This window comes from Pantoea sp., from assembly GCF_028283705.1.
Taxonomy (GTDB): Bacteria; Pseudomonadota; Gammaproteobacteria; order Enterobacterales; family Enterobacteriaceae; genus Pantoea.
In genome coordinates this window covers 671,921-685,659 of record NZ_JAPWKD010000011.1, presented here as the reverse complement: position 1 = coordinate 685,659, position 13,739 = coordinate 671,921, and the positions used below count along the sequence as shown (strand labels likewise).

13 protein-coding genes are annotated in these 13,739 nt (G+C 57.8%); 4 read left to right on the top strand and 9 right to left on the bottom strand.

Annotated elements, in window-relative coordinates; all coding sequences use genetic code 11:
- The first annotated feature begins 10 nt into the window (after positions 1-10).
- On the top strand, positions 11-769 hold the full coding sequence (locus PW844_RS10130; protein ID WP_299450912.1) for a glutamine amidotransferase: 759 nt from the start codon (positions 11-13) through the stop codon (positions 767-769).
- Complete coding sequence (locus tag PW844_RS10125; protein WP_299450910.1) at positions 766-1,911, top strand: M20 family metallopeptidase; 1,146 nt, start codon at positions 766-768, stop codon at positions 1,909-1,911. The genes PW844_RS10130 and PW844_RS10125 overlap by 4 nt, the downstream gene beginning before the upstream one ends.
- A gap of 19 nt (positions 1,912-1,930) precedes the next feature.
- Here the strand turns inward: PW844_RS10125 and PW844_RS10120 are convergent, their stop codons facing one another.
- Entirely contained in the window at positions 1,931-2,866 is a 936-nt protein-coding gene (locus tag PW844_RS10120; RefSeq protein WP_299450908.1) for an AraC family transcriptional regulator, read from the bottom strand.
- 108 nt (positions 2,867-2,974) lie between these two features.
- Here PW844_RS10120 and PW844_RS10115 point away from each other — a divergent pair, with 108 nt between their 5' ends.
- A complete protein-coding gene (locus PW844_RS10115) occupies positions 2,975-3,811 on the top strand; it encodes an oxidoreductase (RefSeq protein ID WP_299450906.1) in 837 nt (278 codons plus the stop codon).
- Between the two features lie 132 nt (positions 3,812-3,943).
- Here PW844_RS10115 and fdhA read toward each other — a convergent pair whose 3' ends face one another.
- Positions 3,944-5,143 (bottom strand): formaldehyde dehydrogenase, glutathione-independent, encoded by a 1,200-nt coding sequence (fdhA, locus tag PW844_RS10110; RefSeq protein ID WP_299450904.1) that lies wholly within the window; start codon positions 5,141-5,143, stop codon positions 3,944-3,946.
- Between the two features lie 388 nt (positions 5,144-5,531).
- Positions 5,532-6,740 (bottom strand): pyridoxal phosphate-dependent aminotransferase, encoded by a 1,209-nt coding sequence (locus tag PW844_RS10105; RefSeq protein WP_299450902.1) that lies wholly within the window; start codon positions 6,738-6,740, stop codon positions 5,532-5,534.
- 68 nt (positions 6,741-6,808) lie between these two features.
- On the opposite strand from PW844_RS10105, the gene PW844_RS10100 reads away from it, so the two are divergent.
- On the top strand, positions 6,809-7,885 hold the full coding sequence (locus PW844_RS10100) for a CTP synthase (RefSeq protein WP_299450900.1): 1,077 nt from the start codon (positions 6,809-6,811) through the stop codon (positions 7,883-7,885).
- Here PW844_RS10100 and PW844_RS10095 read toward each other — a convergent pair.
- Genes PW844_RS10095 through PW844_RS10070 form a run of 6 tightly spaced genes read right to left on the bottom strand, consistent with a single transcriptional unit; the run spans position 7,869 to position 13,712 of the window.
- A complete protein-coding gene (locus tag PW844_RS10095; protein ID WP_299450898.1) occupies positions 7,869-8,792 on the bottom strand; it encodes a dihydrodipicolinate synthase family protein in 924 nt (307 codons plus the stop codon). The two genes, PW844_RS10100 and PW844_RS10095, sit on opposite strands and share 17 nt — an antisense overlap.
- 9 nt (positions 8,793-8,801) lie before the next feature.
- Positions 8,802-9,971, bottom strand: coding sequence for a Xaa-Pro peptidase family protein (locus PW844_RS10090; RefSeq protein ID WP_299450896.1), 1,170 nt, complete (start codon positions 9,969-9,971; stop codon positions 8,802-8,804).
- Positions 9,958-11,058, bottom strand: coding sequence for a mandelate racemase/muconate lactonizing enzyme family protein (locus PW844_RS10085; RefSeq protein ID WP_299450894.1), 1,101 nt, complete (start codon positions 11,056-11,058; stop codon positions 9,958-9,960). Before PW844_RS10085 ends, PW844_RS10090 begins: the two co-directional genes overlap by 14 nt.
- Complete coding sequence (locus PW844_RS10080; RefSeq protein ID WP_299450891.1) at positions 11,055-12,230, bottom strand: M20 family metallopeptidase; 1,176 nt, start codon at positions 12,228-12,230, stop codon at positions 11,055-11,057. The genes PW844_RS10085 and PW844_RS10080 overlap by 4 nt, the downstream gene beginning before the upstream one ends.
- A gap of 13 nt (positions 12,231-12,243) precedes the next feature.
- Positions 12,244-12,990, bottom strand: a complete 747-nt coding sequence (locus PW844_RS10075) for an amino acid ABC transporter ATP-binding protein (protein WP_299450890.1) — start codon at positions 12,988-12,990, stop codon at positions 12,244-12,246.
- Positions 12,987-13,712 carry an amino acid ABC transporter permease gene (locus tag PW844_RS10070; protein WP_299450888.1) on the bottom strand — a complete coding sequence of 242 codons (726 nt, stop codon included), beginning with the start codon at positions 13,710-13,712 and terminating at the stop codon, positions 12,987-12,989. Before PW844_RS10070 ends, PW844_RS10075 begins: the two co-directional genes overlap by 4 nt.
- Positions 13,713-13,739 lie beyond the last annotated feature (27 nt).

Genomic DNA, 13,739 nt, shown 5'->3' with positions numbered 1-13,739 from the left:
GGAGAAAATCATGACGAAAAAGGTTCTGCTGGTGGGTGAATCCTGGACCAGCACCTCAACACATATCAAAGGCTTTGATCAATTCGCGACCGCCACCTGGCACAACGGTGCGGTGGATTTCCTCGCGGCGTTGCAGGACAGCGCGTATCAGGTCACCCATATGCCGGTACACGAAGCCCCTGAACAGTTCCCGCTGACGCTGGCTGCATTACAGGAATGGGATGTGATCATTCTGTCGGATATTGGTGCTAACACCCTGCTGCTGCATCCCGCTACCTGGCTGAAAAGCCAGCGCACCGCTAACCGCCTGACGTTACTGCATGATTATGTTGCTCAGGGGGGGGCGCTGATGATGATTGGCGGTTACTACAGTTTCCAGGGCATCAATGGCGGCGCACGCTACCGCAACACGGCGGTTGAACAAACGCTGCCCGTACGGTGCCTCGCCTGGGATGACCGGATTGAGCGCCCTGAAGGCTGTTACCTGGAGCAAACCCAGACGCATGGCATTCTGGAAAATCTGCCTGCGGAGATGCCGTGGCTACTGGGCTATAACGAAGTCGAAATGCAACCCGAAGGGCAGCTGCTGGCGACCGTCACCGGTACAACGCACCCGTTGCTGGCAATCCGCGAATATCAGCAGGGACGCACGCTGGTGTGGACCAGTGATATGTCTGCGCACTGGCTGCCACCGGAATTTGCGCAATGGCCCGGATTTCGCCAGCTGTGGCTCAATTGCCTCGACTGGCTGACCGGATCACCCGCATGAGCGCGTTACGCGATCTGACGCAGCAATTGCTGCGTTTTAACACCATCAATCCCCCCGGTGACGAAGCTGCATGCATGGCGTGGCTGGCAGATTACCTCAGCGATGTGGGTTTCCAGGTGCAGCAGCATAGTTTTGGTGAACGGCGAACCAATTTGATTGCCATGTTACCGGGCAAGACTAACGGCAAGCCGCTGGGTTTTACCGGACATCTGGATACGGTGCCGCTGGGCGTGGCTGACTGGCAATATGACCCTTTCGGTGCGGATATTATTGATGGTCGCCTCTATGGACGCGGCAGCAGCGATATGAAAGCGGCGATTGCTGCCTTTGTCACCGCCTGCCAGCATCATCAACCCGCAATCATGGCGGGTTGCGGCGTGGTGCTGTACCTCACCGGCGGTGAAGAAACCGGCTGCGATGGCGCACGGGCTCTGATCGGTGACACCGCGTTGCCTCAGCCGGGCGCGTTAATCGTCGGCGAACCGACGGCTAACTATCCGGTGATTGGGCACAAAGGGGCGTTGTGGTTACGCTGCGAAACCCGCGGGAAAACCGCGCACGGTGCCATGCCGCATCTGGGTATTAACGCTATCTATCTGGCGGCGGAGGCGCTGGGGAAGATCCAGCACTTCTCGCCTGGCGCGTCACATCCGCTGATGAAGCAACCCACGCTGAACGTGGGACGCATTCAGGGTGGGTTAAACATCAACTCGGTGCCCGATCGCACCACCTTTGATGTCGATATCCGCACCGCGCCAAATCTGCAACATGGCGAAATCCGCCAGCGCCTCTCAACTGCCCTCGGGGAAAGAGTGTTCATCACCACGCTGGTCGATTTGCCTGCGGTGCTGAGCGCAGAAGAACATCGCTGGATGCAACAGGTGTTTCAGCTATGTCAGCCTCTACACGCCGAGCCATTGACTGCGCGGATTGTGCCCTACTTTACCGATGCGTCGCTGCTGCTACCGGCACTGGGTTCACCACCGTGCGTCATTCTCGGGCCGGGTGAACCAACGATGGCGCATCAGACTGATGAATATTGCCTGCTGTCACGGCTGGAAGAGGCAGAGAATTTATACGGGCAATTGATTGAGGCGTGGATGACATCTCAGGCCGCCATCAATGGCGACCCTACGATTTAACGTTTTATCAATCACGTAATCAATGCGAAGAAACAAATGCCGCGTCGCGATGCTCTGGCGGCACGGCGAAATGCTGTTGCATTCTGCGGCTCTCCTCCGCCGGTGGCAGGCCAAACAGGCGTTTGAATTCGCGGTTAAACTGCGACGGGCTTTCATAACCCACCGCAAAGCTGGCAGCGGCAGCGGTCATCTCCTGTCGCACCATCAACATCCGCGCCTGATGCAATCGTACTGATTTCACATATTGCATCGGTGCAGTACCGGTGATGGTTTTAAAATGGCTGTGAAAGGTGGGCACGCTCATCCCCGCTTCTGCCGCCAGCTGCGCCAGTGTCAGCGCCTGTGCATAGGTGGCATGGATCTGGCGCAGCGCTTTGCCAATTTTGCCAAACTGTCCCTGCTGCGTCAGCGCCGAACGCATTACAGTGCCCTGCGCGCCGGTCAGCACCCGGTAATACAATTCACGCATCAGGGCTGGCCCGAGAATGGCCGCATCACGCGGATGATGCAGCGCTTGCAGAAAACGCAGCACAGAACCTTGCATCACCGCATCCATCGGGCTGGACATCATGCTTTGCGGTGCCGGTATCGGTTCGGCACCGCCCTGCTGTTCGAGTTGCAGCAACAACTCCGCCGCGACGGCGAAATCCAGATGGAGATAAATAGCCAGCAAGGGTTGCTCCGGGCTGGCATCGGTTTCCATCACAAAGGGCACCGGCACTGAAACCGCAAGGTAATGCTGGGCATCATAGACATAAACCCGATCGCCCAAATAACCGCGCTTACACCCCTGGCAGACAATCACGATACCGGGATCGTACAGCACCGGCGTGCGTGTCAGAGGACGGTCGGATCGCAGGATACGCACCTGCTCCAGTGCGGTCAGGTTATAGCCCTCCTCCGGTGCCAGTGCGCGAAGCAATGCCACCATGCTGGTCTGAATCTGCTCACTCATAAAATCACCCACTCATAAGATTAGGCAATAAAACCAGAAGATACGGCCTCAGCACAAGAAAGAATGAAGAATATTATGCATTCTCACTTGTTAGCAGGAGCCTATCTTATGTCATCAACCAAAACGTTATTCATCACCGGTGTCAGCAGCGGCTTTGGCCGTGCTTTAGCGCAGCAGGCATTAAACCAGGGTCATCGGGTGATCGGCACCGTGCGTAATCAGGCCGCCGGAGAGGCATTTGAAGCGCTTAAACCTGGTTTCGCCACCGCCTGCCTGCTGGACGTGACTGATTTCAGCGCCATCAACAGCACCGTTGCTGCACTGGAAGAGGAAGTGGGTCCGATTGATGTGCTGGTCAACAATGCCGGTTACGGCCATGAAGGGGTGATGGAAGAATCTTCCCTGGAGGAGATGCGTCGTCAGTTTGATGTCAACGTATTTGGCGCTGTCGCTATGATCAAGGCGGTGCTACCGTTTATGCGCCAGCGCCGGCGCGGCCACATCATCAACATCACCTCGATGGGCGGTTTTATCACCATGCCGGGTATCACTTATTATTGCGGCAGCAAGTTCGCGCTGGAGGGGATTTCCGAAGCGCTGGGCAAAGAAGTGCAGCCTTTTGGTATCTTCGTCACTGCCGTGGCACCGGGATCGTTCCGTACCGACTGGGCAGGTCGTTCGATGGTGCGCAGTGAAAGAAGCATTGCCGATTACGACGCGCTGTTTAATCCCATCCGCCAGGCGCGCGTGGAAAAAAGTGGTAAGCAACTGGGTGACCCACAAAAAGCCGCTGTGGCGATGCTGGAGATCATCGGCAGCACCAACCCTCCGGCGCATCTGTTGTTAGGCAGTGATGCCCTGGCACTGGTACAGGATAAATTAACCACCTTTAATGAGGATATTAAACGCTGGGAAAACCTGACACGTTCAACCGATGGTGAATAATGGTTTGTCAGATATTTTAAATATTTCACCTTAATGAAAGATGCGCCGGCACCTTATTTCTCTTGTTAATGCTGGCGCAGTTTTTTTAGAATTTATCTGATGCAATTACCACACAAAATATAGGTTATCTGGTCAGGGTTTCGAGAAAGAGAAATGCGGATCAATAACGAATTTCTTCGGTACGCCAGAATCAAATTCACTGTAGCCGCGCGGCGCATCTTCCAGTGAAATCACTTCAACCCCAACAATTTTGGCAATCGGAATACGATCCCACAGAATGGCCTGCATCAGCTGGCGATTATATTTTATCACCGGTGCCTGCCCGGTGTGGAAGGCGTGTGATTTGGCCCAGCCCAGTCCCAGACGAATGCTCAGGCTGCCCATTTTTGCTGCCTTATCGACAGCGCCAGGATCTTCTGTGACATACAGGCCGGGAATACCGATTTTGCCTGCGACTCGCGTCACCTGCATCAGCGCATTGAGAACAGTTGCCGGTGCTTCATGCTGCGCCCCTTCGTGACCATGCCCACGGGCTTCAAAGCCCACGGCGTCGATGGCGCAATCCACTTCCGGCTCACCGAGGATGGCAGCAATCTGCTCATGCAGCGGTGTATCCTGACTTAAATCAACCACTTCGAAACCCTGTTCTGCCGCATGTTTGATGCGTGCGCCATTCATATCACCAACGATCACCACCGCCGCACCCAACAGGCGTGCAGAAGCAGCGGCCGCCATGCCGACCGGACCCGCACCCGCCACATAGACGGTGCTACCTGGTCCTACCCCCGCCGTCACCGCCCCGTGGAAGCCGGTGGGCAGGATATCGGAAAGGCAGGTTAAGTCTTTGATTTTCTCCAGTGCCTGCTCGCGATCCGGCAGCTTGAGTAAGTTGAAATCGGCATAGGGCACCAGTACATATTCAGCCTGCCCCCCCACCCAATCCCCCATGTCCACATAACCATAGGCCCCACCGGCACGCGCCGGGTTTACCGTCAGACAGACGCCGGTGTGTTGTTCTTTACAGGAACGACAGCGCCCGCAGGCGACGTTGAACGGCACTGAGACCACATCACCGATCTCAAAGCGTTCCACATCGCGACCTTTTTCGATCACCTCCCCGGTGATTTCATGCCCCAGCACTAACCCAACCTGGGCGGTGGTACGCCCGCGCACCATATGCTGGTCGGATCCGCATATATTAGTGGAGAGTACTTTGAGGATCACTCCGTGTTCTATTTTCTTGCCCCTGGGATCGTGCATTTTCGGATAATCAATCGACTGGACTTCAACTTTGCCATTACCTATGTATACCACTCCGCGGTTTTCAGACATGTGAGCACCTTTCAGAAAGTATTAATTTTTAAATGTCGCCGTTGAGCATAGGATCATACTCTGCGCCTCTAAGCTTAATAACTCCCCTGCACGCGGTTGTGCTTTCTGCGTTTATTATTCTCGATGTGTGCAAAGCATCACAATTAAATTAAACATCATTCAACTTGTGGATAATTTCAGTGCGGTATTTATTCAGGACAAAATTTATTTACTGCCTCGCTTAAATAGCAGATATACAGCGACGCTGTGGCCGGTTTTTGTTAGTCGATGTTGTAGTATGTTGTAATCAAAGTGGTACCGGGAGTGTTTCTGAAACGCGTGATAAATCACGCCGCTACCGCCACATTTGTAGCGGCGCGATTTATCGCGCAAAGCCAAAAACCTGGCGCTAACGCAGTTTTGCGCATGCGGTCAGCAATCGCTGGCACGCCGTTTCCAGCAGCGCATCGTCCACCGCATAGGCGATACGCAGATAGCCCGGCGTCCCAAACGCCGAACCATGCAACACCGCCACCTGGGCTTCCGCCAGCAGCCAGGAGGCCAGCTCCTTATCATCGCTGATCACCTCTCCGCCCGGCGTACGGCGACCCATCAACCCCTGGCAATTGGCAAACACATAAAATGCGCCTTGTGGGGCACTGGCACTCAGTCCGTCGGTGGCCGCGATCATCGCCAGCACCTGGTTACGACGCTGTTCCAGTTTTGCCAGCCAGCCCACCAGAAAATCAGCCGGTTGATTCAACGCTGCCACCGCCGCCGCCTGGGCGATGCTGCTGGCATTGGAGGTGCTTTGCGATTGCAGCACCTGCATCGCCGCAATCAGCCAGCGCGGTCCCGCCGCATAGCCCAGACGCCAGCCGGTCATGGCATGGCTTTTTGACACGCCGTTCACCGTCAGGGTGCGATGTGCCAGTTGGGGTGCCACTTCGGCAAAGGTCGCGAACGGCGTCTGGTCATAACGCAGCGGTTCATAGATATCATCGGCCATAATCAGCACATGCGGATGATCGGACAGCACATCTGCCAGCGCCCGCAGCTCCTGGGCGCTATAAATCGCACCGGTTGGATTGCCCGGCGAATTGAGGATCACCCAGCGCGTTTCCGACATCAGGGCCGCCGCCAGCTGCGCCGGTTGTAGCTTCCAGCCGTCCGCTTCAGCGCAGGGAACAATCACCGGCTCACCTTCCGCCAGCGTGACCATGTCCGGGTAAGACACCCAGTAAGGGGCGGGAATGATCACCTGCTGGCCTGCATCGACCGTCGCCAGCAGCGCATTAAAAATCAGCTGCTTCGCTCCGCTACCGGCGATGATTTCATCTGGCGCGAACTGCAACTGATTATCACGGGCAAATTTACCGGCAATTGCCGCCTTCAATGCTGCGGTACCCGCCACGGCGGTGTACTTGGTTTGCTGCTGCACAATGGCTTCGATACCGGCATAGCTGATTGACGCCGGGGTGGCAAAATCCAGCTCGCCCTCGCCCAGATTGATCACCGCTTTGCCTGCTGCTTCCAGTGCACGTACCTGGTCAGAAATGGTCGCGGTTGGCGAAGGTCGTACCCGCTGCATGCGCCGGGCCGTTTGACTGTTATTCATAAATCCTCTTTTGTATCTGATGATTCAACTAATACAATTATTCATCCAACATCAGCAGGAAAATTGCCGTGTCACTGATATTCATTCTCGATGATTCACCCTTACCGGCCCGTTACGGTGTCACCGCCAGCCTGTGGGCTAATCAACTCGGGTTGCCGTTATGGAGCCTGCGCCCCAGCTTTAGCGGCGATGTGCCCGATAGCCATCAACACGTTATTCCCGCCGGTTATTGCGTCACCAGCGGCCTGTATCGCAGCGATACGCTGCAACAGGAAGTCAGCAGCGCCGACTCGCTACCGAACGCTGGCGCAGTGATCGTCTTACACACCACGCGTGCCACAGAAATTGTTGATCTGCCTGGCACCCGGCTGTTCAGCCACGACAGCGGCCAGACGCTGGTACTGCGCGATGACACTCAGCCGCTGCTCACCCTGCATACCGACCACTATGGTCGCTGGTCTGCCGCACCAGCCGCTGAACCTGCCAGCACGCTGCGTATTGGCCTGATTGGTCGCGAAGCTGACCATCGTCAGGCTTATCCGGCCACGCTGGCGGCGCTGGGTGATGCTGCATCCGCATTGCATCTGACGCTCGACATCCACTTCCTGCCACCCGCCTCGCTCTCCGCCAGCCTGGATGAACTGAAGGGGCTGCATGGCGTGTTGCTGCCGGGTGGATCATCAATGGCGGCGGTACAGGGACAAATCCGCGTCGCGCAAGCCACAGTGACCCGCCCACTCCCCACCCTCGGGCTGTGTCTCGGGATGCAGAGCATGGCTACGGCTGCCGTGCGCCAGCAGCCAGCGTGCGAACAGGCGATTCTGGCGGAGGTCGCCCCCGATGCGGCCCTGCACAGCTTTGTCGCCTTCGTCGATGGTCATCACCGTTGCGGGGTGCTGCCATTTCATGACGGTGCCATGCATTACAACCATCGTTATCGCTTTAATCCGCAGTTATTTGCTCAACTCAGCGCCAGTGGCGTGCAGGTCAACGCGCAGACCGACGATATCGTTGAGGGTATAACCTTGCCCGATCATCTGTTCTGGCAAGGGGTGCAGGGCCATCCCGAACTGGCATCGCGTCCGGATGCCCCGCACCCGCTGATCACCGCGTTTCTACAGGCGGCGCTTACTCAGCGAGGGTAACGCCGGTACGCGCATCGCTGGCCAGTTTGTGCATCACGCTGGTCAGCGCTGTCTGGGCTTCGGCAGAAATATCCAGCAGCGGCGCACGTACGCGACCACCGTTGAAGCCACGCAACGCCATTGCCGCTTTCACCAACTGCGGCTGACCGTGCTGACGCGCCAGGGCACGGTAGTCGTACCACAGCTGATGAAGATCGCGAGCCGTGCCCGCATCGCCTTTTTCCACCGCGCGGAATGTCGCCAACACCAGCTCCGGCAGCGCCCCGCTGTTGGTGGTGCTGATACCGTCAAAGCCAGCCATCATCGGGCCTAAGAACGCGAGGTCCGAGGCGCAGAACAGACGCAGACGTCCACGCAGGCGGTTGGCGATCTGGTCGATGGCGGTCGGGTTAAGATCCCCCTGTTTGATCCCCACCACACCCGTGACATCCGCCAGTTGCTCAAGCAAGGCAGGCGACAGCGTGATACCAATGCCCGGTGCGTTGTAGACCAGGATGCCGGTTTTAGATAACGGTGCCATCTCTTTGAAATAAGACAGGATTTGCGCGTCGGTGATTTCGCTGACGTACGGTGCAGTGACCATCGGTAAACCACCCAAATCGCCCGCCAGAATAGTCAGTTCACGCGCATCACGCGGGTCTGAGCTGGCGCTGCACAGCATCACCGGGATACGGTCCTGCACACAATCCATCACCTGATAGAACAATTCACGGCGCTCGGCCAGTGACATCACCGGAAACTCGCCATACGTCCCGCCAATCAGAATGCCGTCATAACCAAGACCAATGACGCGCTCAATGTTTTCCCGCAGGGCAGCGAAGTCGATAGCGCCGTCAGCCGCAAACGGCGTGACGGTGATGTTGAAAATGCCACGCAGGCGTTCACGGCATTCGTTGATATCTTTCATGGAAATTCCTTACAGCAAAGTTAATGGACGAGAGAGACTGCCAAGCTGGCGATAACCGGTTTCCGTGACCACCACGGTTTCACTGACGCCGACGGTGAATTCGCCGTAAATGCGCAGCGCCGGTGGAATATGGAAAGTCATGCCTGGCTGCAATTCGGTGGTAACACCGCTGTACAGGCTGAGAATGCCGCCTTCGCCCCAGTCCGGTGCGAAAGAGACACCGATGGAATAACCGGTGCGTTTTTTGAAATGTTCGGTGAAACCGGCGCGATCGATCACTTTTTGGCAGGCGATATGCGGCTCGGCACAGGTGGCACCCGGACGGATGGCATCCAGTGCCGCCTGCAACGCTTCCTGGCACACTTTTTCCATTTCCAGCGCAATCGCCGGTGGGCGACCAATCCACGCCGAACGCATCAGCGCAGCGTGGTAGCGATCATGCGCAGCAGCCATTTCGAGAAATACTGGCTCGTTATCCTGCATCACGCGACGACGCCAGGTGCCGTGCGGCACACCACTACGCGGTCCGGTGGACACCAGCGGCTCCATCCCGACATATTCAGAACCGGCCGCGATGGCGGCACCCATCATCGCGGAAACCAGCGCGTTTTCATCGCTGCCGCTGCGAATTGCTGCCATACCGGCACGCATACCCGCATCAACATAACGTGCCGCGGTGGCGATTTTTTCCACTTCTGCCGCAGACTTCACCGCACGCAGCGGTTCGATCACGCCAGCGGTGTCGGCGATGGTACCGAGTTTGCTTTGCAGCAGTTCGTAGACAGCAATCGGCAGGAACCAGCCGCGTTTGTCCAGCCCGATGCGCTTATTCAGCCAGCCACGCTGTTGCAACATGCCGACAAGAAAATCCACCGGGTTATCGCCATCCTGATAGATGGCGGCGTCAGAAATAAAGGTGTTGGCGATAAAGTTGAAGTATTCCAGCTGGCGAATCACAAACACCGGGTCCCCTTCTACCGGCAGCAGCAGCGCCTGGAAGGTGTAATAACCGGGGGTTTGCTGACCGGTGAGCCAGAAGATATTTTCCGGCCCGGTGACGATCATCACATCGACACCGGCGGCGCTAAGACGCTCACGGGTGCGCTGCATACGCAGTGCATACTCGTCCGCGCTGAAGGCGGACTCACTGCCCTGGACTACATTATTAAGCTGTTGCATCACTAAACTCCTGAAGGAAAGTGGCGTCGGCGGCAGAAAACTGCACACCCAGGCCGGGAGAATCGTTCACGGCGACCTGGCCGTGGGCATAAGCGAGACCGCTGACCGGGTCATCAGTTAAACCATCAGCGCCATAAAGTTCGGCGAACGCCGGTTGCAGCACGCGGCACAGCTGCAACGCCGCTGCCGTCGCCGCATGGCCTTCATTCATCTGACCAATCATGAAAGGAACCGCCGCGTTTTGCAGACGGCGCGCCGCCGCCAGCGTCGGTGCCAGTCCACCCAATTTGACCAGCTTGAGATGGCCCCACAGCGCCCCTTCGGCCGCGATCAGGCGATCGATGGCCGCGTTGCTGTTAAGGCTTTCGTCGAGCATGATCGGGATGGCATACGGGTACAGCTCCGCCAGATGCCGGTCATCAGCGACGGCCAGCGGCTGCTCGATATAACTCAGCTGAAGTTCACGCAATTGCGGCAGCACCTGGTGGGCCTGCGCCAGCGACCACTGGCCGTTAACGTCGATCGCCAGTGAGATCTGGTCGCCGAAGGCGTCGCGCAACGCCTGTAAACGCGCCAGATCGGTGGCGAAATCCGCCACGCCGGTGCGCAGTTTCAGCTGGGTGAAACCGCGCCCGACATACCCTTTCGCCTGGGCCAGCAGTTGCGCTTCGCTGCCCCAGAACAGCGTCTGGTTGGTGGCGAAACCCAATGCCGCTGTCGGTGCACCCAGCCAGGCTGCCAGGCTGACGCCCTGCTGACGTGCCAGCAGGTCATGCAGCGCCATATCCAGCACCATGCGTGACGGAGCCAGCAGCGGGCTATCCTCGGCGTGCACGGCAGCCAGCATGCTGTGCGCATCGGCCTGCCAGTCCCACTGTGCCAGCGTCGCCAGCAGATTGTTCAGCACCTGCTGTTCGCTGTAGCCATGCAGATAAGCAATGTTAAGCCGCACTTCACCGATGCCCTGCACACCCTGATCTTCCAGCTGGAGCCACAGGGTATCGAGCGCATGTACCGCGCCGGATGCCGCGGTATGCAGCGTCACCCCGGCGTAATGCAGATCGCCGTGCCACAGTTGCGCCTTCACGCGTGGGCCTCCGCAGGCAGCATCGCCAGCGCGATATCGAGATAGATGTAAGCCGCAGCGATAAACTCCTCTACCGGGACAAACTCGTCCGGCTTATGCGCCACCGCCAGCGCGCCGGGGCCGACCACCACACCTTTGGCACCGAGGGTACGGAAATGCACCAAATCACAGCCGCCCTGGAAACCAAACGGGCCGGGTTCCGGCTGACCATGCCGACGGCAGGCCGCCAGGCTGTGCTGCACAATGGCTTCATTGCTGTCAGTTTCGGTTGCGCCACCGGTGGTCGGTTGCCAGGCGATGATTTCCGCCTCAACACCGGATTGTTCTCTGGCGTGATCGAGCAGCTGTTGCAGCTCCGCTTTCACCTCTGCTTCGTCTTCGCCCGGCACCATGCGGCGATCCAGCAGCAGTTCGCAGTTATCCGGCACCACGTTATCGGCGTGCCCGCCGTGGATACGGGTGACGGTTAAACTGGCGTTACCCACCAGCGCGTGGCAGCGGCAGCGCACCTGCTGATGATGGGCCTCCTCGATCAACCCGAGCAGTTTCGCCGACTGGTAAATCGCGTTGATACCCAACTCCGGCGTACCGGAATGCGCCGTCACGCCTTTCACCCGCACACGCGGACGCAGGCTGCCCTTATGGGCCGAGAAGGTGGCGTTGGAGGTCGGTTCGCCAATCACTGCAAAGTCGATGGCCGGCGGCTGATCGCGCACATAAAACTTCGCCCCTTCACTCGCCACTTCTTCATCCGCCGTGAACACGCCCATTAGCGTGCCGGACCAGCTGTGACGGGTCGCCGCCAGCATGCGCAGCGCTTCCACCATCGCCACCAGCGGGCCTTTGGCATCACAGGCACCACGACCGTATAAACGCCCTTCACGCTCGGTCAGGGTAAAGGGATCGCTCGACCAACCGGTCCCGGCCGGGACGGTGTCGAGGTGGGTATTAAAGGCAAAACAGGGGCCGTCGCCGTTTTTCAGCAGCGCGATCACGTTGGTGCGCCCTGGCGCATACTCGCTGAACGAGAGGTCAAAACCCGCTTCGCGCAGCCAGCCTGCTACGCACTCGGCGGCCTCACGTTCGTGACCGGGCGGGTTTTCGGTATTGATGGCGACCAGTGCGGTAAGATCCCGCTTCATGCGCACACTGTCTGCCTGGTAACTACTCATAGGTACTCCGCTATTAATGTAAGATCTGGTCGAGGAAACGTTTGGCGCGTTCGCTGACCTGGCCGGTAAAAAAGTCCTGGGCGCTGGCGCGTTCGAGAATTTCGCCCTCTTCCATAAACAGGATTTGATTGGCAGCGCGGCGGGCAAAACCCATTTCATGGGTTACGACCATGCTGGTCATGCCTTCGGCACTCAGCTCCGCCATCACATCCAGCACTTCACGGATCATTTCCGGATCCAGCGCCGAGGTCGGTTCGTCGTACAACATCAGTTCGGGTTTCATCGCCAGCGCGCGGGCAATCGCCACACGCTGCTGCTGGCCGCCGGAAAGCTCATCCGGGAAGTGGTCGGCGCGTTCATTGATACGCACCTTTGCCAGCAGCATTTCGGCCTGTTTGCGCGCCTCAATGCGGTTGATGCCCAGCACCGTCATCGGGGCCAGCATGATGTTTTCCGCAGCGGTGAGATGGGAAAACAATTCGTAGTTCTGAAACACCATGCCAATACGCTGGCGCAGCTGATGCGGCGGAACTTCGCCACGGCTGATGTTTTGCCGGGCAAAAAAAACATCGCCGCTGTCAGCCGGGGACAGCAAATTGACGCAACGCAGCAGCGTCGATTTACCCGAACCGGACGGGCCAATCAGCACCACGGTTTCACCGCGATTCACGCTCAGCGAGCAGTTTTTCAGTACGGTCTGACGACCAAAGGTTTTATCGATGCCGATCATTTCCAGCAGCGGTTTACGTTCCTGGTTCATGACACCTCCCGAGCAGGTTTAGGCAGTTTCATTTCATGGGATTGTGCTTTCTGACTTTTGCGGCGGCGCTGTTTCGGGTCGAGGGTGCGCTCCAGCCATGACTGGAAAATCATGAACAGCGTGGTTAGCAGCAGATAGTAGATACCGGCAGCGCACAGCGCTTCGAAGTAGCGGAAACTGGCGCTGGCCGCCTGATTCGCCACCAGCAGCAGCTCCTGCACCGCAATCACCGACACCAGCGCACTCGATTTCAGCATGCTGATCATCTGGTTACCCATCGGTGGCAGTACAATGCGTGCCGCCTGCGGTAACACGATCTTGCGCATGATCTGCGCGTTGCTCATACCCAGCGCCATACCGGCGGTACGTTGCCCGCTTTTCACTGCCTGGAGACCGGAACGCAGTATCTCAGCCATATACGCACCTTCATTGAGCGAAAGCGCCAGCACTGCACAGGTAAACGCGGAGAAGCGTAAGCCGAAGCCTGGCAGCACGTTGTAGACAAAGATGATCTGGAATAGCACTGGCGTGCCACGAAACAGCCACAGGTAGAAAAAGGCCAGGGCCTTTCCGGCGCGGAAAGGAGCCTCCTGTAGCAGGGCCAGTACCAGACCCAGCACCACGCCACACAACAGTGAGCAAAGGGTGATGAGCAGTGTCATCCACGCACCCTGCAAAAACTCAGGGGAAAGGAAGTACTGCCACATTAAATCAATCGACATAGCTATCTCCGGTTAACGGCTTGAAAC

What these genes read in the sequence shown, in the direction of transcription:
- PW844_RS10130 (WP_299450912.1), top strand. Translation starts at nt 11, where the DNA reads ATGACGAAAAAGGTTCTGCTGGTGGGTGAATCCTGGACCAGCACCTCA.
- PW844_RS10125 (WP_299450910.1), top strand. Translation starts at nt 766, where the DNA reads ATGAGCGCGTTACGCGATCTGACGCAGCAATTGCTGCGTTTTAACACC.
- PW844_RS10120 (WP_299450908.1), bottom strand. Translation starts at nt 2,866, where the DNA reads ATGAGTGAGCAGATTCAGACCAGCATGGTGGCATTGCTTCGCGCACTG.
- PW844_RS10115 (WP_299450906.1), top strand. Translation starts at nt 2,975, where the DNA reads ATGTCATCAACCAAAACGTTATTCATCACCGGTGTCAGCAGCGGCTTT.
- fdhA (WP_299450904.1), bottom strand. Translation starts at nt 5,143, where the DNA reads ATGTCTGAAAACCGCGGAGTGGTATACATAGGTAATGGCAAAGTTGAA.
- PW844_RS10105 (WP_299450902.1), bottom strand. Translation starts at nt 6,740, where the DNA reads ATGAATAACAGTCAAACGGCCCGGCGCATGCAGCGGGTACGACCTTCG.
- PW844_RS10095 (WP_299450898.1), bottom strand. Translation starts at nt 8,792, where the DNA reads ATGAAAGATATCAACGAATGCCGTGAACGCCTGCGTGGCATTTTCAAC.
- PW844_RS10090 (WP_299450896.1), bottom strand. Translation starts at nt 9,971, where the DNA reads ATGCAACAGCTTAATAATGTAGTCCAGGGCAGTGAGTCCGCCTTCAGC.
- PW844_RS10080 (WP_299450891.1), bottom strand. Translation starts at nt 12,230, where the DNA reads ATGAGTAGTTACCAGGCAGACAGTGTGCGCATGAAGCGGGATCTTACC.
- PW844_RS10075 (WP_299450890.1), bottom strand. Translation starts at nt 12,990, where the DNA reads ATGAACCAGGAACGTAAACCGCTGCTGGAAATGATCGGCATCGATAAA.
- PW844_RS10070 (WP_299450888.1), bottom strand. Translation starts at nt 13,712, where the DNA reads ATGTCGATTGATTTAATGTGGCAGTACTTCCTTTCCCCTGAGTTTTTG.